This window comes from Agrobacterium sp. CNPSo 3708 (genome assembly GCF_028674915.1).
GTDB lineage: Bacteria > Pseudomonadota > Alphaproteobacteria > Rhizobiales > Rhizobiaceae > Agrobacterium > Agrobacterium cavarae.
Genome location: NZ_JAQZSF010000007.1, coordinates 306,001 through 332,386 on the forward strand (window position 1 = coordinate 306,001; position 26,386 = coordinate 332,386).

General features: G+C 56.6%; 26 protein-coding genes. 13 read left to right on the forward strand and 13 right to left on the reverse strand.

The features are described from left to right. Positions 1 to 287: 287 nt before the first annotated feature. The gene (locus PVA19_RS16915; protein ID WP_274103539.1) at positions 288 to 1,673 is read right to left on the reverse strand and encodes an RsmB/NOP family class I SAM-dependent RNA methyltransferase; all 1,386 of its coding nucleotides are present in this window, start codon (positions 1,671 to 1,673) and stop codon (positions 288 to 290) included. Then, the gene (gene htpX / locus PVA19_RS16920; protein ID WP_274103540.1) at positions 1,670 to 2,629 is read right to left on the reverse strand and encodes a zinc metalloprotease HtpX; all 960 of its coding nucleotides are present in this window, start codon (positions 2,627 to 2,629) and stop codon (positions 1,670 to 1,672) included. The genes PVA19_RS16915 and htpX overlap by 4 nt, the downstream gene beginning before the upstream one ends. Positions 2,630 to 2,746: 117 nt before the next feature. On the opposite strand from htpX, the gene PVA19_RS16925 reads away from it, so the two are divergent. Continuing rightward, the gene (locus PVA19_RS16925; protein WP_112519321.1) at positions 2,747 to 2,947 is read left to right on the forward strand and encodes a DUF1674 domain-containing protein; all 201 of its coding nucleotides are present in this window, start codon (positions 2,747 to 2,749) and stop codon (positions 2,945 to 2,947) included. A gap of 427 nt (positions 2,948 to 3,374) precedes the next feature. On the opposite strand, the gene PVA19_RS16930 is transcribed toward PVA19_RS16925, so the two are convergent. From PVA19_RS16930 to hemE, 8 genes are all read right to left on the reverse strand, one after another. Beyond that, positions 3,375 to 4,256 (reverse strand): ParB/RepB/Spo0J family partition protein, encoded by an 882-nt coding sequence (locus PVA19_RS16930; RefSeq protein ID WP_062424700.1) that lies wholly within the window; start codon positions 4,254 to 4,256, stop codon positions 3,375 to 3,377. Positions 4,257 to 4,293: 37 nt separating this feature from the next. Further along, positions 4,294 to 5,085, reverse strand: a complete 792-nt coding sequence (locus PVA19_RS16935; RefSeq protein ID WP_274103541.1) for a ParA family protein — start codon at positions 5,083 to 5,085, stop codon at positions 4,294 to 4,296. Positions 5,086 to 5,109: 24 nt separating this feature from the next. After that, entirely contained in the window at positions 5,110 to 5,727 is a 618-nt protein-coding gene (gene rsmG / locus PVA19_RS16940) for a 16S rRNA (guanine(527)-N(7))-methyltransferase RsmG (RefSeq protein WP_274103542.1), read from the reverse strand. Positions 5,728 to 5,738: 11 nt separating this feature from the next. Next, positions 5,739 to 7,616 carry a tRNA uridine-5-carboxymethylaminomethyl(34) synthesis enzyme MnmG gene (gene mnmG / locus PVA19_RS16945; RefSeq protein WP_274103543.1) on the reverse strand — a complete coding sequence of 626 codons (1,878 nt, stop codon included), beginning with the start codon at positions 7,614 to 7,616 and terminating at the stop codon, positions 5,739 to 5,741. A gap of 50 nt (positions 7,617 to 7,666) precedes the next feature. Next, entirely contained in the window at positions 7,667 to 8,992 is a 1,326-nt protein-coding gene (gene mnmE, locus PVA19_RS16950; RefSeq protein WP_274103544.1) for a tRNA uridine-5-carboxymethylaminomethyl(34) synthesis GTPase MnmE, read from the reverse strand. A 267-nt stretch (positions 8,993 to 9,259) separates the two neighbouring features. After that, positions 9,260 to 10,525 carry a transcription termination factor Rho gene (rho, locus tag PVA19_RS16955; protein WP_111848702.1) on the reverse strand — a complete coding sequence of 422 codons (1,266 nt, stop codon included), beginning with the start codon at positions 10,523 to 10,525 and terminating at the stop codon, positions 9,260 to 9,262. 184 nt (positions 10,526 to 10,709) lie between these two features. Further along, on the reverse strand, positions 10,710 to 11,255 hold the full coding sequence (hemJ, locus tag PVA19_RS16960) for a protoporphyrinogen oxidase HemJ (RefSeq protein WP_274103545.1): 546 nt from the start codon (positions 11,253 to 11,255) through the stop codon (positions 10,710 to 10,712). Next, a complete protein-coding gene (gene hemE, locus PVA19_RS16965) occupies positions 11,252 to 12,286 on the reverse strand; it encodes a uroporphyrinogen decarboxylase (protein WP_274103546.1) in 1,035 nt (344 codons plus the stop codon). Before hemE ends, hemJ begins: the two co-directional genes overlap by 4 nt. 408 nt (positions 12,287 to 12,694) lie before the next feature. Here hemE and PVA19_RS16970 point away from each other — a divergent pair, with 408 nt between their 5' ends. The 5 genes from PVA19_RS16970 (at position 12,695) to dnaQ (ending at position 16,457) form a co-directional block, all read left to right on the forward strand. Then, positions 12,695 to 13,516 (forward strand): pyruvate, water dikinase regulatory protein, encoded by an 822-nt coding sequence (locus PVA19_RS16970; RefSeq protein ID WP_062424692.1) that lies wholly within the window; start codon positions 12,695 to 12,697, stop codon positions 13,514 to 13,516. A 134-nt stretch (positions 13,517 to 13,650) separates the two neighbouring features. Further along, positions 13,651 to 14,250, forward strand: a complete 600-nt coding sequence (locus tag PVA19_RS16975) for a Maf-like protein (RefSeq protein WP_274103549.1) — start codon at positions 13,651 to 13,653, stop codon at positions 14,248 to 14,250. Continuing rightward, a complete protein-coding gene (locus tag PVA19_RS16980) occupies positions 14,243 to 15,103 on the forward strand; it encodes a shikimate dehydrogenase (RefSeq protein ID WP_274103551.1) in 861 nt (286 codons plus the stop codon). The genes PVA19_RS16975 and PVA19_RS16980 overlap by 8 nt, the downstream gene beginning before the upstream one ends. Further along, a complete protein-coding gene (gene coaE / locus PVA19_RS16985) occupies positions 15,100 to 15,690 on the forward strand; it encodes a dephospho-CoA kinase (RefSeq protein ID WP_274103552.1) in 591 nt (196 codons plus the stop codon). The genes PVA19_RS16980 and coaE overlap by 4 nt, the downstream gene beginning before the upstream one ends. A gap of 62 nt (positions 15,691 to 15,752) precedes the next feature. Continuing rightward, positions 15,753 to 16,457, forward strand: coding sequence for a DNA polymerase III subunit epsilon (gene dnaQ / locus PVA19_RS16990; protein ID WP_062424688.1), 705 nt, complete (start codon positions 15,753 to 15,755; stop codon positions 16,455 to 16,457). Between the two features lie 83 nt (positions 16,458 to 16,540). On the opposite strand, the gene secB is transcribed toward dnaQ, so the two are convergent. After that, positions 16,541 to 17,023, reverse strand: a complete 483-nt coding sequence (gene secB / locus PVA19_RS16995; protein WP_062424798.1) for a protein-export chaperone SecB — start codon at positions 17,021 to 17,023, stop codon at positions 16,541 to 16,543. 84 nt (positions 17,024 to 17,107) lie between these two features. Further along, positions 17,108 to 17,617 (reverse strand): FxsA family protein, encoded by a 510-nt coding sequence (locus PVA19_RS17000; RefSeq protein WP_274103553.1) that lies wholly within the window; start codon positions 17,615 to 17,617, stop codon positions 17,108 to 17,110. Positions 17,618 to 17,758: 141 nt separating this feature from the next. Here PVA19_RS17000 and PVA19_RS17005 point away from each other — a divergent pair, with 141 nt between their 5' ends. The 5 genes from PVA19_RS17005 to gyrB all read left to right on the forward strand — a co-directional run bounded on the left by PVA19_RS17005 (position 17,759) and on the right by gyrB (position 23,096). Continuing rightward, on the forward strand, positions 17,759 to 18,451 hold the full coding sequence (locus tag PVA19_RS17005; protein WP_062597482.1) for a Tim44/TimA family putative adaptor protein: 693 nt from the start codon (positions 17,759 to 17,761) through the stop codon (positions 18,449 to 18,451). Continuing rightward, positions 18,448 to 19,563, forward strand: coding sequence for a murein transglycosylase A (gene mltA / locus PVA19_RS17010; RefSeq protein WP_274103555.1), 1,116 nt, complete (start codon positions 18,448 to 18,450; stop codon positions 19,561 to 19,563). The genes PVA19_RS17005 and mltA overlap by 4 nt, the downstream gene beginning before the upstream one ends. After that, positions 19,563 to 20,138, forward strand: a complete 576-nt coding sequence (locus PVA19_RS17015; protein WP_274103623.1) for a Smr/MutS family protein — start codon at positions 19,563 to 19,565, stop codon at positions 20,136 to 20,138. The genes mltA and PVA19_RS17015 overlap by 1 nt, the downstream gene beginning before the upstream one ends. After that, positions 20,135 to 20,500, forward strand: a complete 366-nt coding sequence (locus PVA19_RS17020) for a helix-turn-helix domain-containing protein (RefSeq protein WP_274103557.1) — start codon at positions 20,135 to 20,137, stop codon at positions 20,498 to 20,500. Before PVA19_RS17015 ends, PVA19_RS17020 begins: the two co-directional genes overlap by 4 nt. Positions 20,501 to 20,660: 160 nt before the next feature. Next, positions 20,661 to 23,096 (forward strand): DNA topoisomerase (ATP-hydrolyzing) subunit B, encoded by a 2,436-nt coding sequence (gyrB, locus tag PVA19_RS17025; RefSeq protein WP_062597485.1) that lies wholly within the window; start codon positions 20,661 to 20,663, stop codon positions 23,094 to 23,096. Between the two features lie 276 nt (positions 23,097 to 23,372). Here gyrB and PVA19_RS17030 read toward each other — a convergent pair whose 3' ends face one another. Further along, complete coding sequence (locus tag PVA19_RS17030; RefSeq protein WP_274103560.1) at positions 23,373 to 23,972, reverse strand: nitroreductase family protein; 600 nt, start codon at positions 23,970 to 23,972, stop codon at positions 23,373 to 23,375. A 132-nt stretch (positions 23,973 to 24,104) separates the two neighbouring features. Here PVA19_RS17030 and PVA19_RS17035 point away from each other — a divergent pair, with 132 nt between their 5' ends. Beyond that, the gene (locus PVA19_RS17035) at positions 24,105 to 24,947 is read left to right on the forward strand and encodes a fumarylacetoacetate hydrolase family protein (RefSeq protein WP_274103562.1); all 843 of its coding nucleotides are present in this window, start codon (positions 24,105 to 24,107) and stop codon (positions 24,945 to 24,947) included. 165 nt (positions 24,948 to 25,112) lie between these two features. After that, positions 25,113 to 26,348, forward strand: coding sequence for a polyhydroxyalkanoate depolymerase (locus PVA19_RS17040; protein ID WP_274103564.1), 1,236 nt, complete (start codon positions 25,113 to 25,115; stop codon positions 26,346 to 26,348). Positions 26,349 to 26,386 lie beyond the last annotated feature (38 nt).

Below are 26,386 nucleotides of genomic sequence, written 5' to 3' on the forward strand. Positions count from 1 at the left end.
TAATCCTGCCTCGCGGAGTTAGCTTTAGGGACGACGCATATAAAGCGTTATTGAAGAAGAGCGATAAAATTTCACAAAAAACTTCATATTTTGTAAACGAATGGAGCTCGAAGCGCAGATCGCACGCCCATTCCTTCATCAGGAGGCTGGAAAAAACATCAGAGGGGGCTGATGAGACGCTTCGAAAGCCCGTCGCGATCTTTCAGACTCGCTCTTGGGCTTTAGGGCCTTGTCGCCTGTCGTTATAGCCAGACCTCCGCGCACTTTGCGCGACATGCGTTAGTGCCTCAGGCGGGCGAACGTTTACGCAGAACCGTCGCGTAGAAGCCATCAACACCGCCGAACATGTCAGGCGTCGTGCGCAGATCGCCGTTGGCGTTGATGGCAATCTCCATACCCGGCAGATCTTTCGCGTCGACGGGAACACGTTCGAGGTTGCTGTCGGATGCCAAGACACGCGCCACCATCTCCTCTCCCTCTGAAGGATCGAGGGAGCAGTTGGAGAAGACGATCATCCCGCCATCTTTGACGAGGGTCAGCGCCTGACGCAGCATCTGCTCTTGGAGAGTGGCCAGTTTGGCGATGTCCTTCTCGTCCTTCGTCCAGCTGACATCGGGATGCTTGCGCATCGTGCCGGTGGAGGAACACGGCGCATCGAGAAGGACGGTATCGAACAGTTCGTCCGGTTGATATTTGAGCATGTTGGCTTCGATCGTTTCGGCTTCGAATCCAAGTCGCTCGAGGTTTGAGCGCAGTCGCTTCAGGCGGTTGCTGGACTGATCGAGTGCCGTCACCTTGGCGCCAGCCAAGACAAGCTGGGCGGTCTTGCCGCCGGGTGCCGCGCAGAGATCGGCAACGCGCTTACCCTTCAAATCTCCCATAAGGCGCACGGGCATGCTGGCCGAAAAGTCCTGAACCCACCATTCCCCTTCGGCGAAACCGGGAAGCGCTGAAACCTGTCCTTCGAAAGAACCCAGACGCACACTGCCATTGGGCAACACGGTTCCATTCAGTTCCTTGGCCCAATGGTCCGGATCAGACTTCACCGTCACGTCGATCGATGAGGGAAGAAGCTGCGAGGCGGCGATGCGCGAGGCGGCCTCCTCACCGTAGGATTTCACCAGCCTGTTGTAGAACCAGTCCGGAAGAACCGGCACGGCCTCGATAGCAGCCGTGACCGCACCCTTTTCGCGACCGAGCCGGCGCAAGACAGCATTCACCAACTTGACGAAGCGCTTGTTGCGTGGATCGCGGTGCGCCTGTTCCACGGCCAGATCGACGGCGGAGTGATCAGGGACGTCAAGATAGAGCATCTGCGCGACCGCAACGACCAGAACATGATGCAGGGATCGCGCGCCTTGTGGCAGCGGTCCGTCCAACATCATCGAGATGGCGGTTTCAATCCTTGGCAGGTGACGGAGCGCACTGTTGACGATGGCTCGCACCAGTGCCCGATCGGCGAGATTGAGAGAACGATAGGCCGGGTTTCCGTGCTCGGCATCCATCATTCCATCGAGTGACGTCTTCTTGTCGATAACGGCGGAGATGATCTTAGCCGCCGCCATGCGGGCGGAAAGGCCCGGTTTCCATTCCCCGCCTGGCCCGCCAGCATCCGAAGACGCTGGCTTTGTCTTTTTGAATTTTGGCCGGGCAGGGGCGTTGGGTGATGTCAAGACCAGGGACCTTTGTGAGACGTGTCAGTGCCACGCCCGGGACCAGTCGTCGGGACAGAGCGTGATTTGCGCACGGCCTTAGCACTTGTTGGCTCATACGTCGATGGTTGGCCGAAGCCTTGCGACATCTCATGAAGCGCCGCGATACGGTTTTCCGTATTGGGGTGCGTGGAGAACAGATTGTCCATCCGCTCCCCAGACAAGGGATTGATGATGAACATGTGCGCCGTCGCCGGATTGCGCTCTGCATCATTGTTATGGATGTGCTGAGCAGCACCGGCAATCTTCTGCAGGGCGGAGGCAAGCCACAGCGGATTGTCGCAGATCTCCGCGCCACGACGGTCGGCAGAGTATTCTCGCGTGCGGCTGATCGCCATTTGCACCAGCATGGCGGCGAGAGGCGCAACGATCATCGCAAGCAGAACGCCGATGAAGCCGAGCGGATGGTTGTTCTCCCGATTGCCGCCGAAGAAGAAGGCAAAGTTGCCCAGCATGGAGATGGCACCGGCAAGCGTTGCGGTGATCGTCATCGTCAACGTATCGCGGTTCTGGATATGCGCCAGCTCATGCGCCATGACGCCGGCGACTTCCTGCGGCGTCAGCATTTCCATAAGCCCGGTGGACGCAGCCACCGCTGCATTCTCCGGATTGCGACCCGTCGCAAATGCATTCGGCTGGGGGTTGTCATAGACATAGACCCTCGGCATTGGCAGTCCGGCATTCTGGGACAAATCCCGGATCATGTGAAAGAGCTCCGGCGCATTGCGCTCATCCACTTCCTGGGCGCGATAGGCGGAGAGCACCATCTTGTCAGAGTTCCAATAGGAGAACAGGTTCATCCCCGCCGCAATCACCAGGGCGATCATCATGCCGCCCTTGCCGCCGATCAAAAATCCGACGCCCATGAACAGGGCCGTCATGAAGGCCAATAGCATGGCCGTACGCATCAGATTCATCCAGCATCTCCGTCAAAAGCGATGAAAAGACCCGCAAAGACTTATCAAAGCGGACAGTTTTCTATAATCTGGTTATGAGGAATTGCTTTTCAATATGCCGTGACGAGGGTGCAGCCCATGCAGAACGCCGATAACGATAATGCGAACACGAACAGCAAAGTCCTCTCGCCTGCAGCCCAACGCGCATTGAAGGAAGCGGAAGAACGGCGCCGCAACGCAGAGCAGCTCAAGCTTCCACCTGAGACCGGTGGCCGCGGCGGCGCCGAACCGGTCCGCTTTGGCGATTACGAGATCAATGGCCGCGCGATCGATTTCTGAGACGTTGTTTTCGAAAGAGCCGCCTCTCGTCAGATACCGCCGTAACAGCAGACACGGCATAGCATTCGTTGACCGATACGGATGTGCGATATCGAAGCGTAGCCTGCGCTACACTGTTTCAGGCTAATGCGTCGCCCTTTCTTTGGGCACAGGGCCCCTTGCATTCGCTGTTTGGAAACGCACAAGAGAGGGCCCGACGCATATCGCTGTACGAGGGAGTTCCTCGAGCCAAGGCGTTTAAGCCGAGTCATATCGGTTCAATGGGACCGGGGAGGACCGGCATTGACGCTCATCACTGGCCTGGAGGTAGGATCTGGCGTGCTGATACACTCAGCCACCCCTCATTGGCGTATAAGTAAGTCGCCCAATGAAGGCGACCTATAGAAAAATAATAAATATCAATAGCTTAGGGAGTAGCGCTACGTCGTTAACCACGCTGCTCCAGAAGACGGCAAACGGCTTCGAGCTGCTCAAGCGTCTTGTAGTTGATCCGCACCTGTCCACCATTGCCCTTGTGGCTGATCGCTACGTCGAGGCCAAGGGCGTCCGACAGCGTCCGCTCCAGCGCGACCGTGTCGGAATCTTTCTCCGGCTTGCGCGCATGCACGGGATCGAGCTGGGATCGGATATCATTCTGGGCAATGCGCTCGGCATCGCGCACCGAAAGGCCTTTTGACACGATCGTCTTTGCCAGCGTTGTCGGATCAGACGTGGATACGAGAGCCCTTGCGTGGCCGGCCGAAAGAGAGCCTTCCGACAGCATGTCGCGGACAGGATCAGGCAGCTTTAACAGGCGCAGGCTGTTGGCTACATGGCTACGGCTTTTGCCGATAATCTCGCCAAGATCGTTTTGCGTATAACCATGCTCGGCAATCAGCTGCTCATAGCCCAGCGCTTCTTCGAGTGGATTGAGATCGGAACGCTGAACGTTCTCGACAATCGCGAGTTCGAGCGCAGTGCGATCATCGACATCACGGACGATAACCGGAACTTCGGTAAAGCCGGCGAGCTGCGCTGCGCGCCAACGACGTTCGCCGGCAATAATTTCAAAGCGGTTCTGCTCGACTGTGCGCACCACGACAGGCTGCACGATCCCGTGCTGCCGAATGGAGGCTGCGAGATCCTGGAGTTCGCTTTCATCAAAATGACGACGCGGATTGCGTGGGCTGCGAGCGATAAACTCGATCGGCACCGTTCGGTCGGCACTGATTGCCCGCTGAGGCTCGCCCACAGGCAAGGGCTGATCCATCTCGCCGATCAAGGCTGCAAGACCGCGACCAAGGCGGCGCTTGGAGAGATCATCACTCATACTATACTCCATATCAATCTTGCAGTTCAGTAGCGCCTCAGGCAGCCCTGCGCAGCCGTTCTCTCTGAATAACCTCTGAGGCGAGCTGCAAATAGGCCTGGCTGCCGGCGCACTTCAAATCATACAGGATGGCTGGCTTACCATAGGATGGCGCTTCCGACACACGAACATTTCGCGGAATGAGCGTATGGTAAACCTTGTCACCGAGATGAGTGCGAACGTCGTTGACGACCTGCTGCGCAAGATTGTTGCGCGCATCGAACATCGTCAGCACGATACCTTGGATATCGAGACCAGGGTTCACAGTACCGCGAATCTGGTTGACCGTGTCGAGCAGCTGGCTAAGGCCTTCGAGTGCAAAAAACTCGCATTGCAGCGGCACTAGCACCGAATGGGCGGTCGCCATGGCGTTCATAGTCAGCAGATTGAAAGACGGGGGGCAGTCCAGCAAAATGTAGGAATAAGCCATCGCGTCCGGGCTACGCAACGCATTACGAAGCAGGAAAACGCGGTTCGCCGCATTCGCAACTTCCATTTCGAAGCCAAGAAGATCCATCGTCGACGGAATAATATCGAGGTTTGGAACGGCGGTTCGCACGGCCACTTCAGCGACGCTGTTTGCACCGACGAGCAGGTCGTAGGACGATAGCTTTCTCTCTCTGCGATCAATACCAAGACCGGTGCTGGCATTGCCCTGCGGATCGAGATCCACCACCAGAACACGCTCGCCAATGGCGGCAAGTGCGGTTGCCAGATTGATCGCGGTGGTGGTCTTACCCACACCACCCTTCTGGTTTGCTATCGTAATGATCCGGTTCTTATCAGACATGGTGAAGCACCTGGCTTTCAAAAATCAGCGCTTTGTCGACAAGTTGTGAATCTCGAGAACGACCGAGTCTTCATCGACTGCACTTCGATGTTTTAGCAGATCAAACGACCATCGACCACGGGCTTTCGTCACCTCGGCCTCATAATCCCGGCCTTTATTGAGATAGGCTTTTAGAAGATCGTTTTTCTGAGCCCAAGGATGGATATAAGAAAGGAGAAGGTCCAAGTCTGCGAGAGCGCGTGCCGATACGGCATCACATAGACCAATGTCCTCCGGTGCTGATTCAATCCGGAGGGGGTGAACTGTCCCGCGAGCACCCGTTTCAGACAAAGCGACACGCAGAAAGGCAGCCTTCTTGTGATTGCTTTCGACAAGATGCACCCAGCCATCTTGATGCTCCGCAAGAAAAATTGCGGTGATCACACCTGGAAATCCACCGCCGCTGCCAAGATCGACCCAGGTTTGAGGCTTAGGCGCCAATTGGAAGATTTGGGCACTATCAGCAACGTGCCGAGACCACAGGTCTTTCAACGTTGAAGGAGCAACGAGATTAGTCGTCGCGTTCCACTTCTTGAAAAGCTCAACGAAATGTTCGAGCCGCTCCTGTGTTTCACGTGAAACACTTTGGCCGTTTAACGTCATAATGGGACTCGTCAGGGATGTATGCGGGTTTTCTCTGTTCGCGTATAAGTCCCTTTTTTCACCAAAGCAAGGATCAGTGAGATCGCCGCAGGCGTCATTCCATCGACTCGCCCGGCCTGGGCGATGTTGATTGGCTTCGCTGCGAGAAGCTTCTGCTTCAGTTCGTTGGAAAGGCCGGACAAGCTGCCGAAATCGAAATCTTCTGGTATCTGTCGGTCTTCGTCGCGCTTGATGTCGATAATATCAGCGCTTTGGCGCTGCATATAAACCGCGTAACTTGCCTCAATCTCCAGAACTTCGGCAACGCGCGGAGCAAGTTCACCCAGAACTGGCCAAATTGGTTTCAAGGCTTCAAGCGACATGTCGGGGTACGCAAGCAACTCGTAAGCACTGCGACGCTGGCCATCCTGATTGAGCTTAAGCCCTTGCTTTGCTGCTTGAGTTGGGGTGATCGCAAGGTCCTTAAGCAACGACCTGCCATGATCGAGCGCATCGAGATACTCAGAGAACTTCCTCCCGCGCTCCGATCCGACGATCCCCGTTTTCAGCCCGAGAGGCGTCAATCTGAGATCGGCATTATCGACACGCAGCGAGAGTCGATACTCAGCGCGCGAGGTGAACATGCGGTAGGGCTCGGTCACGCCCTTGGACGTCAGGTCATCGATCATGACCCCGATATAGGAATCGGTCCGACTAAAAATATGCGCATTGACTCCAGCAGCCAGGCGCGCCGCGTTAAGACCGGCAACTAGCCCCTGAGCGCCGGCTTCCTCGTAGCCTGTCGTTCCGTTGATCTGACCGGCTAGAAACAGGCCAGGAATCTTCCGGCACTCGAGAGAGGGCTTGAGTTCTCTTGGGTCGACATAATCATATTCTATCGCGTAGCCAGGCTGGAGAATATTTACGGTCTCAAGCCCCGGAATGGAATGAATGAAAGCCTCCTGCACATGCGCCGGCAGCGACGTGGATATGCCATTCGGGTAGACGGTGTGATCGTCAAGACCTTCCGGCTCCAAGAAGATTTGATGTCCATCGCGCTCTCCGAAGCGAACGATCTTATCCTCAATCGACGGACAATATCGCGGACCCACACCCTCGATCTGACCGGAATACATAGCTGAGAGGTGAATATTATCATGAATGATCTTATGGCTCTCAGGCGTCGTGCGCGTTACGCCACAATCAATCTGAGGATTGGTGATGCGATCCGTCATGAACGAAAAGGGGACGGGATCCTCGTCCGGACCTTGCTTGTCCAGGCCAGCCCAATCGATCGTTCGACCGTCGAGCCGGGCAGGGGTACCCGTCTTGAGCCGTCCGAGCGTAAGACCCGCGCGTAGAAGGGTTTCAGAAAGTCCCATCGAGGGGTTTTCACCAACACGGCCCGCTGGAATCTTTTCGGAACCGATATGAATGAGACCGCGAAGGAATGTACCGGTTGTAAGGACGACGGCACGGCAAGCGACATGACGACCGTCTGCTAGAACAACCGCTGTGATCTCACCATTTATGATATCGATATCGAAAGCGTCTCCCTCGATAATGTCGAGGTTTACGATGTCGGAAATTTCTCTTTGCATCGCTTCGCGGTAAAGGCGGCGATCGGCTTGCGTTCTTGGCCCACGGACAGCAGGCCCTTTCTTGCGGTTCAGCATCCGGAACTGGATGCCGCCAGCGTCGGCCACGCGGCCCATCAGACCATCAAGTGCGTCGATCTCTCGCACGAGATGGCCTTTGCCCAACCCGCCGATTGCAGGATTACAGGACATGACGCCGATCGTCTCACGCTTATGGGTAAGGAGCGCGGTGCGTGCGCCGTAACGCGCAGCTGACGCCGCTGCTTCGCTGCCTGCATGGCCACCACCGATGACAACGACATCATAAACCATCGAACTTCCAGCCTTGAACCGAGTGTGTCACACCCATTGTTTCACGTGAATCATTTACCGATGCAAAATTCGGAAAATATGACGCCAAGCAAATCTTCGACGTCAACCCTGCCGGTGATCCGTCCTAGCGACGTAGCGGCAAGACGAAGATATTCGGAACGGATCGCCAATTCCATACCTTCTGATTTCAGCGCTTCCCTAACATACTCCAGCGTCTCTTCAAGTCGTTTTTTGTGTCGCGAGCGTGCGGGTATGAGGGTGGTAGCGGCTCCAACTCGCTGCTTGATCCGGTCGCTGATGGCGGCCTTTAGCGACTCCAGGCCGTAGCCCGTCTTTGCAGAGATGAGAATCCCGTCTTCTATGTTGGCCGATTGCGGAAGAAGGTCCGCCTTCGTGATCACCGAAATTGCCTCGAAGTTATTCTGTATCTCCAATTGTTGCGGGGGCGAATCGATATCGTGGAGGTGTAGAACCAAATCAACGGACTGCGCCGTCATCTGTGCCCGTCGAATACCTTCCCTCTCGACCACATCCGTCGCATCACGCAGCCCCGCCGTGTCAAAGAGCGTCACAAGATACCCATTGATATCGAGATCAACGCTGAGAACGTCTCGTGTGGTACCCGCGACATCGGTGACAATCGCCACATCACGCCCGCTCAGCGCATTCATCAGACTGGACTTGCCGACATTCGGCGCACCCACCAAGGCAACTTTAAAACCATCTCGGATGATTTCAGAGCCTGATCCATGCGCCAAGTGGCTTGCGAGGTCTTTCTCGAGCTCCCCAACCTTAGCCCACACCTGAACGGCTACCGAATCCGGCACATCGTCCTCATCGGCGAAATCGAGTTCCGCTTCGATCAATGCCCGGCAGCGGGTGAGCTGCGACGCCCAGCCGTCATAGAGGCCGGAGAGATGACCGCTGCTCTGCTCCACGGCCAAGCGCCGCTGCATTTCTGTCTCAGCCTGCAAAAGGTCCGCAAGGCCTTCAGCTTCCACGAGATCCATCTTGCCATTGTCGAATGCCCGGCGGGAGAATTCTCCTGCTTCTGCCTGACGCACACCCTGCCGTTGGTCAAGGAGATTGAAGATCGCCGACACCACCGCTCGACTTCCATGGACCTGGAGTTCGACGCAATCTTCGCCCGTGAAAGAGTTCGGCGCTGGAAATTGGAGCACGAGGGCCTGATCAATGATGTCGCTGTTTCGGTCACGAATCGTTTTGAGAGCTGCGTTACGGGGTGCTGGAACGTGATCGCCTATGAGACTTCGAAGCGCCTCAATCGCGTTGGGTCCGCTGATCCGGATAACGGCGACGCCGGCCGGTAGAGAGCCACTGGAGAGGGCATAGATCGTATCGCTGGACTGCGGCATGAAACTTTTCCAAAGCTCGTCATGCGACCTGTTTAGCGGTTTTAAGGACGCACGCTACAAACGAAGGGCTGAAGCGAGGCGGCAATCGAGGTGATCGAACCCGCTCTAATGAAAATGGCCGCGCTCTGTTTAAGGAGCGCAGCCGAAGGTCGAAAGCATGGTCCGCAGAAAACTGTGCAGCGGTTTTCCGATAACGCAAGAACCTGACGCGTATGAGCGGATTGGAAACCTTGTAAAATGCTTCAAGTCGGAATCCGGCTAAACGGATTATGTATTCATCGACTCGAAGAAGTCGCCATTGGTCTTCGTCTGCTTGAGCTTGTCAATGAGGAACTCGATGGCATCGGTGGTTCCCATCGGTGCCAGGATGCGTCGCAGCACGAAAATCTTCTGGAGATCCTGACGCGGAACCAGCAAGTCTTCCTTACGCGTACCAGACTTGAGGATATCCATGGCAGGGAAGATGCGCTTATCGGCAACCTTGCGGTCAAGCACAATTTCCGAGTTACCGGTGCCCTTGAACTCTTCGAAGATGACTTCATCCATGCGGCTGCCGGTATCGATCAGAGCCGTTGCGATGATCGTCAGCGAACCACCTTCTTCGATGTTACGGGCGGCACCGAAGAAGCGCTTGGGGCGCTGCAGAGCGTTGGCGTCGACACCACCGGTCAAAACCTTACCGGAGGAGGGGACGACCGTGTTGTAGGCGCGGCCAAGGCGCGTAATCGAGTCGAGCAGAATGACGACGTCACGACCATGCTCGACCAGGCGCTTGGCCTTTTCGATGACCATTTCGGCCACCTGAACGTGGCGAACTGCCGGCTCGTCGAAGGTCGAGGACACGACTTCGCCCTTCACCGAGCGCTGCATGTCGGTCACTTCTTCTGGACGCTCATCGATCAGGAGAACGATGAGGTAGCATTCCGGATGGTTCGCCGTGATCGAATGAGCAATGTTCTGCAGAAGAACTGTCTTACCGGTTCTCGGCGGCGCAACGATCAATCCGCGCTGGCCCTTGCCGAGCGGAGCGACGAGATCGATGACGCGCGCGGAGAGGTCCTTCGATGTTGGAACATCAAGTTCCATCTTGAAGCGCTCATTCGGATAGAGCGGCGTCAGGTTATCGAAGTGAACCTTATGTCGGATCTTTTCAGGATCGTCGAAATTGATCGTGTTGACCTTCAGCAGAGCGAAATAGCGCTCGCCTTCCTTCGGTCCGCGAATGGGCCCCTCGACCGTGTCGCCAGTCTTCAGCGAGAAACGGCGGATCTGGGAGGGTGAGATGTAGATATCATCCGGGCCTGGCAGGTAGTTTGCGTTTGCAGAGCGCAGAAAACCGAAGCCATCCTGAAGAACTTCGACAACGCCTTCCCCGATGATCTCGACATCCTGGCTTGCCAGCATCTTGAGAATAGCGAACATGAGCTCCTGCTTACGCATGGTGCTCGCATTTTCAACTTCCAAGGATTCGGCAAACGTCAGCAAATCGGTCGGAGATTTGCTTTTGAGTTCCTGTAGCTTCATTTCAGCCATGAAGAGAAAGACCGTCTTTAACAATATGTGGGGGAGTGGCGTGTTCGCGAATCAGCTTCTGAGGTGCAACCGCAGCCATCTGAATAATTCACATGCCGAGAGATGAGTGGGCTGAAAATAGCGTTTCATGCCCGCCGCCGCAAGAGCAAAGCACCAATTCCGGGAAATTTATCGTGATCATAAGTTATCCGAACGGTTTCACAACCACAAGTATGACTATTACGATCATCAATACCGTGGGCACCTCATTCATCAACCGCCAGTGACGGGCAGGGCGCCTGTTCTCGTCGCGACCGAAGGCTCTTGCGCTGCGGCTGAAATAGACATGGGTCACAGTCAGCGCAATGACCAGCGCGATCTTGGCATGCAGCCAGCCGCCACTGAAACCGTAAACGGACCAGGCAAGGTAAAGCCCCAGCACCCAAGTGATCATCATTGCCGGGTTCATGATCAAGCGTATGAGCCGCTGCTCCATGACCTTGAAGGTTTCCGACTGTACGGAGCCGACCGGCGCATCCGTGTGGTAGATGAACAGCCGCGGCAGATAGAGCAGACCCGCCATCCAGGAAATGACCGCGATGATGTGCAGCGCCTTGATCCAGAGATAGGCATCCGCAGGATCGACGTGCAGGACCAGCGCGATGAAGCCGACGAAGACGGCGAGCGCCACGCCTGCGCGAACGTAGGTTTTGCGGCCGGCTGTGGTTGACGTCTGCCTCTCTTCGCTCATCTTGCAGCTCCATGAGAGCGCACATGTGCCACCAGCCGCGTGACATTCTCAGGATCGGCCTGCGGCGTGATGCCATGGCCGAGATTGAAAATTAAAGGGCCGTTCCCAAGAGACTGTAGGATCGCGTCGATGCCGTCCACCAGGGGTTTGCCGCCGGCAATCATCAGCGTCGGGTCGAGATTCCCCTGGACCGGGCCTTCCTTCTGCAGATCGCGGGCGAAGGAGAGCGGCACACTCCAGTCGAGACCAATCGCATCGGCACCGGTTTTGTGGCGGTAATCCTTCAGCAAAATGCCGGCGCCCTTGGCAAACGCGATGATGCGGGCATCGGGACGGCGCGCCCGCACGGACTGGATGATGCGAGCCACTGGCTTCACCGCGTATTCTTCGAACTCTTTCTCGCCTAGAACCCCAGCCCAGGAATCGAAAATCTGCACGGCGTTCGCGCCGGCATCCAGCTGCGCGACGAGATAATCCGCAGAGACCTCCGCCAGGAACGACAAGAGCTTTTCCATCGCCTGCGGGTGCTGGTAGCCGAAGAGGCGTGCAGGGGCCTGGTCCGGTGTGCCGTGGCCAGCAATCATGTAGGTCGCAACCGTCCATGGCGCTCCACAAAAACCGAGCAGCGTCGTCTGTTGCGGCAATTCGGCGCGAAGCTTCCTCACGGTTTGGAACACAGGATCGAGGTGGTCGATGACATTCGACGGATCAAGGGCGTCAATCTCGGAGGCATTGATCGGGTCCATCTGCGGTCCCTTGCCTTCGGAGAAGAAGACATTCCGTTTCAAAGCATCCGGGATGACCAGGATATCGGAAAAGAGGATTGCGGCATCCAGACCGAAACGACGGATTGGCTGAAGCGTGACTTCGGTTGCAAGATCCGGATTGTAACAGAGATCCAAGAAACTTCCTGCGACCTTGCGCGTTTCTCTGTACTCCGGAAGGTATCGACCAGCCTGTCTCATAAGCCAAATCGGAGGAGGGTTCAACGTCTCGCCGTTCAAAACCCTCATGACACTGCGGTCGATCATCTCGCCCAACTTTCTAAAAATAAAAACAAAGAGATTTAAAAGATTTTCTATTTCTTAGAGTCGGTGAGTAGCAAGGATTAAAAACTCTTAAGCTGATATGCCGCAGCTCACCCATCACCCCATCCGATGTGGATCAAACAGAACGCTTTTTCGAGCTAATTCTGAAAAATTCGATTTATCGAAGTAATTTCAAGGGTTTGAATGTCGCGATTGGAGTGCCGATCCTGTGTATAAGGCAGGAATGACGGAAGAGCATTTTTCCCTTCTCCCAGCAATTCACAGAGGCCCTTCAGCTTGCTACACAAAACCGGCAAGTGTGGATAAGTCGGCAGTTTTCCGCCAGGCCGGGCTCGCCGCCAACGCCGTCCCGGATCTGTCCAGCTTTATCAACAGGGAGAAGAAAACAGCGTGGAGAATAAAAAAAACTTCTTCCATCTGCACCTGATATCGGACTCAACCGGAGAGACTCTGATGTCGGCCGGTCGGGCTGTCTCGGCACAGTTTCATGCCTCCATGCCGATCGAGCATGTTTATCCGATGATCCGCAATCAAAAGCAGTTGCAGGCCGTGGTAGAGGAGATCGATCGCCAGCCGGGAATCGTGCTCTACACCATCGTCGATCAGCAGCTTTCCTCGTTTCTCGAAATCCAGTGCCACGCGCTTGGTGTCCCGTGCGTCAACGTGCTCGAGCCGATCATCGGCATCTTTCAGACCTATCTTGGCGCCACCTCGCGGAGGAGGGTCGGGGCGCAGCATGCCTTGAATGCCGATTATTTTGCGCGCATCGAGGCGTTGAACTTCGCCATGGATCATGATGATGGTCAGATGCCAGAACATTATGACGAAGCGGATATCGTCATCATTGGGATCAGCCGGACATCCAAGACACCGACGAGCATTTACCTGGCGAACCGCGGCATCAAGACCGCCAATATTCCCGTCGTTCCGAACGTGCCTTTGCCCGATAGCATCTATAAGGCCACGAAGCCTTTGATTGTCGGGCTGGTGGCGACGTCCGATCGGATATCGCAGATTCGTGAAAACCGGGAGCTTGGTGCGACCGGTGGTTTCGACAGGGGACAATATATCGACCGGGCGACGATCATGGAGGAGCTGAAATATGCGCGCGCGCTCTGTGCCCGCAACAACTGGCCCCTCATCGACGTGACGCGGCGCTCGATTGAAGAGACGGCAGCAGCGATCCTTGCTCTGCGCCAAAAGACACGATAGGCCGCCGTGCGTCGATTAGGCCGCTATAGGACGCGTCTCACATTTTGAATCAACGCATCGTGCTTTTCCGAAAATCGATTCCGATTTCCGAGCCGATGCTGTAATCCGATTTTCGCTATTCCTCGGAGACAGCCATGACGTCCGAACTGATCCTTGCCTCCGCCAGCGCCTCGCGCCAGATGCTGATGCGCAATGCCGGTCTAATTTTTTCCAGTGTTCCTGCAGAGATTGATGAGCGCGCCATCGATAACAAATTGGAAGCTGAGGGTGCGACACCTGAGACAATCGCTTTTGAACTGGCAAAAGCCAAAGCGATCGCTGTGAGCCGCTTACACCCGGACGCTTTCGTGATCGGCTCCGATCAGACGATGTCGCTTGGTGCCAGGATATACCACAAGGCTAAAGACATGGCCGAAGCGCATTCCAATCTTCTCTCGCTTTCGGGAAAGACGCACAGACTGAACTGCGGAATTGCGATTGCAAAGAACAATGAGATTTTGTGGTCTGCCGTCAGTATCACGAAGATGACGGTACGAGACCTCTCGGCTGATTACGTGTCGCGCTACTTGGAGAAGGTAGGATCGCAGGTGCTTTCCAGCGTCGGCGCCTACCAGCTGGAGGGGGAAGGAATCCAGCTATTTAATTCCATAGAAGGCGACTACTTCACGGTATTGGGACTGCCGCTTCTTCCACTGCTGGCGCAATTGAGGGAGCTGAAACTGATCGATGGCTGATTCACGTGAAACATTAACCAAAAAAGCGTTTGTGACCGGTTTCCCGGTCAAGCACTCGCGTTCACCCCTGATCCATAGCTTCTGGATCAAGCAATTTCAGATCGATGGGCTCTATGAGGCCGTAGAGCAATCGCCGCAAAATTTTCCGTCCTTTCTGGAATCGTTGAGGCTGTCGGAGAGGACCTATGTGGGGGGCAACGTCACTATTCCTCATAAGGAATCCGCCTACCGATTGGCCGACAGGCCGGATGAGCTGGCCGATGAGTTAGGTGCTGCCAACACGATTTGGGTCGAGGATGGACTGATCCATGCGACCAACACCGATGGCTTCGGTTTTGTGTCCAACCTCGACGATCGGCATAGGGGCTGGGACAACACGAACAAGGCTGTGGTTCTCGGGGCAGGCGGCGCGAGCCGCGCCGTAATCCAGGCCCTTCGCAATCGAGGCATCGCCGAAATCCATGTCGTCAATCGCACTGTTGAACGAGCGCAAGAGCTTGCCGACCGATTTGGCCAAACTGTCCATGCGCACTCCATGGACGCGCTTCTTGAAGTCTCAACTGGCTGCGGACTTTTCGTCAACACCACGTCGCTTGGCATGGATGGCACAGAGGCACCCTTCATCGACTTTTCACCTCTCAACGCCAACGCCGTTGTCACGGACATTGTCTACGTGCCGCTCAAAACCCCAATCCTGGAGATGGCAGAGAAGCAGGGTTTTGCGACGGTCGATGGGCTCGGCATGTTGCTTCACCAGGCACGCCCTGGCTTCGAGACGTGGTTTGGCAGAAAGCCAGAGGTGACTGAAGACCTCCGCTCCTTGATTATTGCCGATATGGAGCACCAGGCATGATCGTCATCGGTCTCACCGGATCTATCGGGATGGGAAAGACCACCACTGCAAAACTCTTCGCAGAGGAGGGCGTGCCGGTCTGCGATTCCGATGCGGTGGTGCACGACCTTTATCAAAACGAAGCGGTCGGCCCGATCGCCAATATTTTTCCGGACGCGGTCAAGGATGGTACTGTGGACCGCAACCGCCTCAGTACGATCCTACGCGAGAATCCGGCTCAGTTCCAGGCATTGGAGAAAACCGTTCATCCGCTGGTACGCGCAAAGCAAGACGCTTTCGTAGAAGCGCAAAGGCGCAACGGCGAGAGATTTGCGCTCCTCGATATTCCTCTGCTTTTCGAGACGAAAGCGGAGGCCCGCGTCGATGCCGTCGTGGTCGTCAGTTGCGCGGCCGAGATACAACGGCAACGGGTTTTATCTCGCCCGGGTATGACGGAAGAGAAATTCCAGATGATCCTTGCACGGCAGATGCCGGACGGGGAGAAGCGCAAGAAAGCCGATTTCCTCATCGATACCGGACGTGGTATCGAAGACGCACGGACCCAGGTTCGCGCTGTGCTTGACGCGTTGCAAAAACGAAAAAGCTGATAAAGCCGAAGACACCTCAGTGCTGGACGCTTTCACATTCAGATCAGAAGGGTATCATTTCGATGCGCGAAATCATTTTCGATACGGAAACCACAGGTCTAGAATCCAAGTTCGACCGCATCATCGAAATTGGCGGCATCGAACTGATGAATCACTTCCCGACGGGAAGAAGCATCCACATCTACATCAATCCGGAAGATCGCAAGGTGCATCCGGACGCGCTTGCGGTGCATGGCATCACCGATGAGTTTCTTCAGGATAAACCGAAATTTGCGGAGGTGGTCGACGAGATCCGCGCATTCTTCGAAGGCGCCCGCTGGGTGGCGCACAACGCCACATTCGACATGGGCTTCATCAATGCGGAATTTGCGCGCCTCGGGATCGAGTCGGTATCGCCGGAATGGGTGACGGATACGCTGGCGCTGGCGCGCCGGAAGCATCCGATGGGCCCCAATTCTCTCGACGCGCTTTGCCGCCGCTACGGTGTCGACAATTCCCGTCGCGATAAGCACGGCGCGCTCCTCGACTCCGAACTTCTGGCGGAAGTTTATATCGAGATGATCGGCGGCCGTCAGACGGCGCTCGGTTTCGGCTCCGCGTCGAAGACGCAGGCCTCGATGCAGGTGGACGATCAGCCCATGGCGCCGATGCAGCGCGAGCGATCCTTGCCGCCGCGGCTCGATGTCCAGGCCTTGGCCGCGCATGAAAAGCTTGTCCAGTCGATGGGCGACAAGGCGATCTGGAACAAGTATCGGCAGTCGCAGTGACAGCACCGCTTGCCGTTTCTCGAGACAATAAAAAACCCGGGTCTGCTGAACCCGGGTTTTTTTAATGGCTGGCTACGATCCGATCAGTTAGGAACGGCTTGAACCTGAGAGCGGGCCTGTTCTTCGGCAACGCGCTGCGTGAACATCTGCGCGAAATCGATCGGGTCGATCATCAGCGGCGGGAAGCCGCCGTTGCGGGTTACATCCGCAATGATCTGGCGCGCGAAGGGGAAGAGAAGGCGCGGGCACTCGATGAAGAGAACCGGCAGCATGTGTTCCTGCGGGAAGCCGGTGATGCGGAAAACGCCGCCATAGGTCAGTTCGGCAACAAAGAGAACCTTGTCGCCGTCCTTGGCTTCTGCATTCAGCGTCAGCACCACGTCGAAGTCGGAACCGGAAATCGGGTTCGCATTGACGTTAACGTTGATGTTGATAGCAGGCGCGCCATCACGAGCCTGAAGCGAACGCGGTGCACCCGGATTTTCGAACGAAAGATCCTTTGTGTACTGGGTCAGAATATTGAGAGACGGCGCTGCGCCGTTCTGTGCACCATTTTCAGTGGTCATGATATGCCTCGCAAAGTGAATGCCGTGAAAGCCGTCTATCATCTGGACCGGAGGCTTACAACCCTCAGGACCCGGCTTGCCGGCTTAGGGTCTTGGTAGATTGCGGTCGTTGCGATCCGGCGACCAGGGGGAGTTGTTTGGCCCGTCGCGGTGAAAATCCTCTTCGTCGAGATCGACGACCTTGGATGATGCCGGACCCCGCGGATTGCTGCGAAAGCCGGTGCTGGCAAAATCCGCAACGATGATGTTCGGTCTGAAGATCTTCCAGAAGAAACTGCGGACCGCCGGTATGAGCAGCAGGAGCCCGATGATATCGGTGATGAAGCCTGGAACGAAAAGCAGGATGCCCGCAATGACGCGCATGCCGCCATTGACAAGGGCCTCGGCTGGCTGCTCACCCGTGCGGCCGGCATTTTGCAGATTGCGCACCATGCCAAGACCGCCATTGCGCAGAATGATCAAGCCCAGCATCGAGGTCAGGATGATCAGTGCAAGGGTTGGCCACAGACCGATTGCCTTTCCGACCACGATGAAGCCAGCAATTTCCAGAATCGGCATCAGAAGGACGATGACCGGCAGCAGTGAGAAACGCATTTTATCAAGCCTTGCGTGTTATATCGTTGGCAGAAAACCAATCTTAGGGAACCGCCGATTGAATCTGCTTATTTGAAGATTGATCGGATGCAGACTATATGATGGTTCAACATTGGATTTAAATGGTGGTTTCGGTAAAAGATGGGCTCAAGTGACTTCATAACATTGTTTTTCCTTGTGGCAGCGGTGCTGATCTTTCTCCAACTGCGCAGTGTCCTCGGCCGCCGCACCGGCAACGAAAAGCCACCTTTCGATCCGTTTAGCGCACGCGAGGCCGCAAAAGCGCCCATTGACGATAACAAGGTCGTTACCTTGCCGAAGCGCGGCGAGACGGAAGAAAATCGGTTCGCTGCGGTGGACGCGGTTGCAGCACCGGGCACGGCGCTCAATGACTCGCTTCGCCAGCTTGTCGAAACCGACCCATCCTTCCAGCCGAAGGAATTCCTCAACGGCGCCCGGATGGCTTACGAGATGATCGTCATGGCTTTTGCCGATGGCGACCGGGACACCTTGAAGAACCTTCTCTCCAAGGACGTCTATGACGGTTTCGATGCTGCGATTACCGAGCGTGAAAAGCGCGGCGAAGTGGTGAAATCCACCTTTGTCGGCATCGAGAGAATCGAGATGACCCAGGCAGCTGTGCGGGACTCGGAAGAGCAGATCACGCTTCGCATCATCAGCCAGTTGATTTCCGCGACCTATGACAAGGACGGCAAACTGGTGGATGGCGACGCCGAAAACGTCTCGGAGGTCGATGACATCTGGACCTTCTCCCGCGATATCCGCTCGCGCGATCCGAACTGGAAGCTGATCGCAACCGAATCCGAAGCATGACCACGGGCGCTGATTTTCACCTGAAACAGGTGGCGTATAACGAGCTGGAGGGCTGGGGGCAGGATGACCCCTCAGCCCTTTTTGCAGCAATGGGCGATATTGCGGCCCATCTCAACAAGGGCAAGCCCTATCGCACCGCAAGCCTCGGCCTCACCGCGGAGGATCTGGCAGCGCTGCTGGAAAAGGCGAAGGGCGTAACGGTCAGCGAGCCGGAGCAAGCGCGGCGCTTTTTCGAGAAAAATTGCGTCCCCTTCAGAATTACGTTGCCGGATGACAAGCGCGGCTTCGTCACGGCTTTTTACGAGCCTGAACTTGAGGTCTCCGCTGTTCGCGATGACGTCTGGAAATACCCGATCTACAATCGGCCGGACGACCTGATAGATCTCGACGACGACAACCGCCCATCACACATCGATCCTTACTACGCGTTTGCGTTGGAAAAAGACGGCGCGATCTCCGAATATCCGGATCGCCGCGCTATCGATCAAGGCTATCTCGAGGGACGAGGTTTCGAAATTGCTTACGCAAAATCCAAGGTCGATCTGTTCTTCGTTCATGTCCAAGGTGCCGCAAGGCTGCGCTTTATCGATGGGTCGTTGAAGCGCATCACCTATTCTGCCAAGGCGGGACATCGCTTCTCCCCGATTGGGCGCCTGTTGCTGGATCGCGGAGAGCTCGATCCCGCTACCATCTCGATGCAGACCATTCGCCAATGGCTTCAGGATCATCCCGACCAGGTGGACGAGGTGCTCTGGCACAACCGCTCCTACATTTTCTTCCGCGAGGCAGCGGTGGAGGGGCTGGATCTTGGCCCGATCGCCGCGGCCAAGGTGCCATTGGTGGCAGGACGATCTCTGGCCGTCGATCGGCTGATCCATACCTTCGGCTTTCCCTTTTTCATTCAGTCGCAGAGCCTCACCCATCTCGATGACGGAAAACCCTTTGCACGCTTGATGTTGGCGCTGGATACGGGCTCTGCCATCGTCGGTCCTGCGCGTGGCGACATCTTCACCGGCTCGGGCGACGAGGCAGGCGAACTTGCAGGCACCGTGCGCAACCCGGCAGATTTCACTATACTCATTCCGAAAGAGGCTGCGGAAAGGTATTCGTGATGAAGGGTGGGCGCAAACTCGGCAAGGAGGAGCGTGTTCTCTGGGGAAAGGTTGCCCGGACGGCGCGACCCATTTCCGGCCGTATGGAAGAACTGCTGACCTTAGAGGATGTCGAAGGGGAGCCGGTTGCGCTGCCTCCCGTTCCCGCCGCCAAGCCCATACCACCATTTCCGCAAATGATCGTCGAGCCGGTACCCGATCTTTCCGCGCCCACTGCGAAAAAAGACAGGGTTCATCATCCGTTGGAAAAACCGGTCAAGCGCAAGCTGACCCGCGGTCGCGTGGCCCTGGAGGCACGGATCGATCTTCACGGCATGTTCCAAAGCGAAGCGCATGCCGTCTTGCTGGACTTTCTCGTTCGGGCCCATGAGCGGGGCCTGCGCCATGTTCTGGTGATCACCGGCAAGGGTCGGTCGATGGGAAGTGATGGTGCACTGAAGCGTGCGGTGCCAATGTGGTTCTCGAAGCCTGAATACCGCCACCTCATCTCCTCCTATGAGGATGCGTCCATGAACCATGGCGGGGACGGCGCGCTCTATGTGCGGCTGTCGCGCAGACGCGGAGACAAGACGTGACACCTTTTGCCGAGGCGGTCCGGCGGCTGCGAGAGCAGAAGGGTGTGACCCAGAAGGAGATGGCGCGCGCAATCGGCGTTTCGCCTGCCTATCTCTCTGCCCTGGAACACGGGAAGAGGGGAACGCCCAGCTTCGATCTGTTGCAGCGGATTTCCGGCTACTTCAATATCATCTGGGATGATGCCGACGAATTGTTCCGCCTGGCCGGTACGTCCGCACCGCGCGTCATCATCGATACTGTTGGTCTTCCCCCGGAATATACGGCTTTTGCCAACACTCTTGCGCGCGATATTCGCAAGCTGGCTCCGACTGTGATAAACGAATTGTCAGCCGTGCTGCAAAAAGGCCGTTCTTGTGACTGAAAGTCGCGCTATCCCCTGCTTTATCGAGGGTTTGAGGGGCGCAGACTTTGGATATCGGGGCGGAATTCCTATAGTCGGTCAACCGGATTGAAAGTGATTCGCTGCGATTGCGCGCCCGAAAAGAGGTACGCTTTGGCAGCGCCCATTGGAAAGAATGCTTATGACTGAAACACCGTCGAGCGAAACCAGCGTGAATACGGAATATGGAGCCGATTCGATCAAGGTTCTCAAGGGCCTTGATGCTGTGCGCAAACGCCCCGGCATGTATATCGGGGATACTGACGACGGATCCGGCCTTCACCACATGGTCTACGAAGTGGTCGACAACGCCATCGATGAAGCTTTGGCGGGTCATGCCGACCTCGTCACCGTCACATTGAACGCCGATGGCTCCGTCACTGTGACGGATAATGGCCGCGGCATCCCGACCGACATTCATACCGGCGAAGGCGTCTCCGCTGCCGAAGTGATCATGACGCAGCTCCATGCCGGCGGCAAGTTCGACCAGAATTCCTACAAGGTATCTGGCGGTCTGCATGGTGTGGGCGTCTCGGTCGTCAACGCTCTGTCTGTCTGGCTGAAGCTTCGCATCCGCCGCAACGGCAGGGTGCATGAAATCACCTTCACCCATGGCGTCGCGGATAAGCCGCTGGAAGTCATCGGCGAGTATGAAGGCCGCTCCGGCACGGAAGTCACCTTCCTGGCAAGCACCGACACCTTCACGATGACCGAGTATAATTACGCCACGCTCGAACATCGCCTGCGCGAACTCGCCTTCCTCAATTCCGGCGTGCGCATTCTGCTGACCGACAAGCGCCACTCCGACATCAAGCAGGAAGAGATGGTCTATGATGGCGGTCTCGAAGCCTTCGTCCGCTATCTCGACCGCGCCAAGAAGCCGCTGGTGGACAAACCTGTCGCCATTCGCGGCGAGAAGGACGGCATCACGGTGGAAGTCGCCATGTGGTGGAACGACAGCTACCACGAAAATGTGCTCTGCTTTACCAACAACATTCCTCAGCGCGATGGCGGCACGCATATGGCGGGCTTCCGTGGCGCGCTGACGCGTCAGGTCACTTCCTATGCCGACAGCTCCGGCATCACCAAAAGGGAAAAGGTCTCGCTGCAGGGCGAAGACTGCCGTGAAGGCCTGACTGCCGTTCTGTCGGTCAAGGTGCCGGACCCGAAATTCTCCTCGCAGACCAAGGACAAGCTTGTTTCGTCGGAAGTCCGCCCGGTCGTCGAAAACCTCGTCAACGAAGCGCTCAGCACCTGGTTTGAAGAGCATCCGACAGAAGCGAAGATCCTCGTCGGCAAGGTGGTGGAAGCCGCCGTTGCCCGTGAAGCCGCTCGTAAGGCACGTGAACTGACACGCCGCAAGGGTGCACTCGATATCGCTTCGCTGCCTGGCAAGCTTGCGGATTGTTCCGAGCGCGATCCGGCCAAATCCGAGCTTTTCCTCGTCGAGGGTGACTCCGCTGGTGGTTCTGCCAAACAGGGACGCTCGCGTGAAACGCAGGCCATCCTGCCGCTGCGTGGTAAGATCCTCAACGTGGAACGTGCCCGTTTCGACAAGATGCTCTCCAGCCAGGAAATCGGCACGCTGATCACAGCGCTGGGCACCTCGATCGGCAAGGACGAATTCAACGCGGACAAGCTGCGCTACCACAAGATCATCATCATGACAGATGCTGACGTGGACGGCGCCCATATTCGCACCCTGCTTCTGACCTTCTTCTTCCGCCAGATGCCGGAACTGATCGAACGCGGCCATCTCTATATCGCTCAGCCGCCGCTCTATAAGGTGACGCGCGGCAAGTCGGTCCAGTATCTGAAGGACGAAAAGGCGCTGGAAGATTACCTCATTTCCATGGGTATAGAGGAGGCGTCGCTGACCCTCGGCTCGGGCGAAGTGCGCGTCGGCGAAGATTTGCGGGAAGTCATTGCGGACGCCGTTCGCATGCGCTCGCTGATCGACGGCCTGCACTCCCGTTACAATCGTTCGGTCGTGGAACAGGCGGCGATTGCCGGTGCGCTCAATCCGGAATTGTCAGCAGACGCGAGCCAGGCGGAAGCTACGGTCGCGGAAGTCTCCCGTCGCCTGGACATGATTGCAGAAGAAACCGAGCGTGGTTGGTCCGGCGAGGTCCTGGCCGACGGCGGCCTGCGTTTCCAGCGCATGGTCCGAGGCGTCAAGGAACTCTCCACAATCGACATGGGCCTTCTCGGTTCTGCAGATGCCCGCCATATCGATCAGTTGGCGGCACGCAGCCGCGACGTTTATGCGACCGTCCCCGTTCTGCAACGCAAGGAAGGAAGCCTTCAAATCTCCGGCCCGCGCGCGCTTCTTGAGGCTATCTTTGCCGCAGGACGCAAGGGCCTATCCATGCAGCGCTACAAGGGCCTCGGTGAAATGAACGCCGAGCAGTTGTGGGAAACGACGCTGGACGCCAATGTCCGCTCGTTGCTTCAGGTCAAGGTCCCTGATGCGACCGATGCAGACGGACTGTTTTCCCGGTTGATGGGCGACGAAGTGGAGCCACGACGCGATTTCATTCAGGAAAACGCGCTGAGCGTCGCGAACCTCGATATCTGATTTTGCTGTGGATCGTGTTGCCGCACGATTCACGTGAAACAGTTTGTTAAGAAACCCGGCTTTGATGCCGGGTTTTTTGTTGCGATGGGAAAGCCAATCAACGCCCTCGCTAAAGCATCGGCCCGGGAAACAGGCCTCGACATCGGAAAGCACGATGCGCAGATCCAAAAGACCGAAGCGCCGTGCGTCCTGTTGAACGTATGGCGCTTCAGGTTTGAGAATGACGCAGGGGAGCGCGCGAGAATCCGGCTAACTCCCGCATGTGTTCACAAGGCGTCAGTCCGACTTACCCGTGAACTTGCCTTCGAACGCGATCTCCGACAGTGGGAGCCTCTTGCTCGGGACTTCGCGTTCTGCGAGGTCCTCAGGGAGCGTGCTCTTATGGGCGATCTTGCCGATCGCGACCACGGCTTCCACGACAAAGCCTTCCGGGACATCCAGTTGCTCGACGATCTTGTCCTTGAAGATGCCGGCCATACCATGGGCGTGGTAGCCGAGTTTATGTGCCTGCATGGCGAGAGCAAACCAAGCAGCGCCTGCGTCGAACGAGTGTGTCGTCGCAGGTTTCTTTTCACCGTCGCGGAGATTGTAGGTGCGCGACAGGATAACGATCAGGGCAGACGCATTCTTGGCCCAGCGCTGATTTCCTTCCATCAGCAGGCCGACAAATTCGTCCCACTCCGGAGATCCATTCAGCCCATAGACGAAGCGCCAGGGCTGCTGGTTGGAAGCCGATGGTGCCCAACGCGCAGCATCCAGGATCGTCAACACATCGCCCTTCGGCATTGGGTTTCCGTCATAGGCGCGAGGCGACCAGCGATCCAGAAAAAGAGGATCGACGGGATGATCTGTGTCACGAGAATTGCTGGTCGTCATGATCTGTCCTTATCAACAGAGGAGAAAGGCTGACGTGATCGTATTTTTTTGGCCTCTTCATGGTCAAGGGGTGACAAGGATAAATAGTTCGTTCATATATGCATCATCTTGTCTGACAACTGGGAGAGATCCATGAAACTGATGCGCGTCGGTCAACCCGGCCACGAAAAGCCCGCCATTCTCGACGCGGAAGGTAAAATCCGCGATCTCTCTGCACATGTGAAGGACATTGGCGGCGAAGCGATTTCGCCGGAGGGCCTAAAGAAGATCGCGGCGCTGGATCTTTCCACGCTTCCGGTTCTGACCGAAGACCGTATTGGCGCTTGCGTTGCCGGAACGGGCAAGTTCATCTGCATCGGTCTCAACTTCTCGGACCACGCCGCAGAAACGGGTGCCGCCGTACCGTCCGAGCCCGTCATCTTCATGAAGGCAACGTCGGCCATCGTTGGCCCTAACGACAATGTCCTCATTCCACGCGGCTCCGAAAAGACCGACTGGGAAGTCGAACTTGGCGTCGTCATCGGCAAGACCGCAAAATATGTTTCGGAAGCCGACGCGCTGGACTATGTCGCGGGCTACTGCGTCTCGCACGACGTGTCCGAGCGCGCCTTCCAGACGGAGCGCCAGGGCCAATGGACAAAAGGCAAATCCTGCGACACCTTCGGCCCGATCGGCCCATGGCTCGTCACGAAGGATGAGATCACCGATCCGCAGAACCTCGGCATGTGGTTGAAGGTCAATGGTGAGACCATGCAGAACGGCTCCAGCAAGACCATGGTCTATGGTGTTGCCAATGTCGTGTCCTATCTCAGCCAATTCATGTCTCTGCATCCAGGCGATGTCATCTCCACCGGCACGCCTCCGGGTGTCGGTCTCGGCATGAAGCCACAGCGCTTCCTGAAAGCCGGCGATGTGGTCGAGCTTGGCATTGAAGGTCTTGGCTCCCAGAAGCAGAACTTCGTCGCTGACATTTAAATCCGAATACGTTTATCCCTGTCCTCTTGGGTGAGGGCAGGGATAACCCACAAAGCTGAGCCACAAACCTTGGCCACGATTGATGTTTGCACGTTATTTTGTGCAACTGCGAAAAGATGCTAGACTGTCACAAAAGACGACGATGACGACGGGAGGCGTTTATTCGTGTTCTACCATCTTTACGAAATGAACCATGCGGCCATGGCACCCTTGCGGGCCGGTGCCGACCTGATGCGCCAGGCGTGCAACAATCCTCTCAACCCCTTGTCCAACACGGCATTCGGCCGCAGCCTCGATGCGGGCTTCGAGGTCTTCGAGCGTTTGACGCGTCGCTACGGCAAGCCTGAGTTTGGCATCTCCAGCGCAGACGTCGATGGCAAGGCTGTCGATGTCGTGGAAGAGGTTGTCTGGACGAAACCGTTCTGCCGCCTGATCCACTTCAACCGATCGCTTCCGGAAGAACGACCAACTGATCCGAAGATCGTGCTGGTGGCACCCATGTCCGGTCATTATGCCACGCTTCTGCGCGGTACGGTGGGAGCGCTTCTGCCCCACGCGGATATCTACATCACCGACTGGATCGATGCCCGCACCGTTGCGCTGACCGAAGGCCGCTTCGATCTGGATGACTACATCTCTTACGTCATCGAGATGCTGCATCATCTGGGAGAGGGGACCCATGTGGTCGCCGTCTGCCAGCCATCGGTTCCGGTTCTGGCGGCCGTTGCCTTGATGGAGGCGGATCAAGACCGCTTCGCGCCTGCTTCCATGACGCTGATGGGTGGACCGATCGATACGCGGATCAACCCAACCGGCGTCAACGAACTGGCAAAAGCCAAACCGATAGACTGGTTCCGCGACAGTGTTGTTATGCCGGTTCCGTGGCCGCAGCCCGGCTTCGGGCGTTCCGTCTATCCGGGCTTCCTGCAACTTTCCGGCTTCATGTCCATGAACCTCGATCGGCACATGACCGCGCATAAGGATTTCTATCTGAACCTCGTGAAGAACGACGGCGATTCGGCTGAAAAGCATCGGGAATTCTACGACGAATATCTCGCCGTCATGGACCTGACCGCCGAATTCTACCTCCAGACGGTCGAGACCGTCTTCATCGAGCACGCTCTTCCGAAGGGCACGATGATGCACAGGGGCAGGGCGGTCGATCCGGCTGCCATCCGCAATGTCGCGCTCTTCACCGTGGAAGGGGAGAATGACGACATTTCCGGGGTCGGCCAAACCAAGGCGGCGCATCATCTTTGCCTGAACCTGCCAGAGGAAAAACGGCGCCATTACATGCAGCCGGATGTCGGCCATTATGGCGTCTTCAACGGCTCACGCTTCCGCAACGAGATCGTTCCCCAAATGGTGGCGTTCTTCCAGGAGCATCAACGCCAGCAATAAACGAGCGGATGGCTTTTGAAGGCGGAAAGCGCTATGAC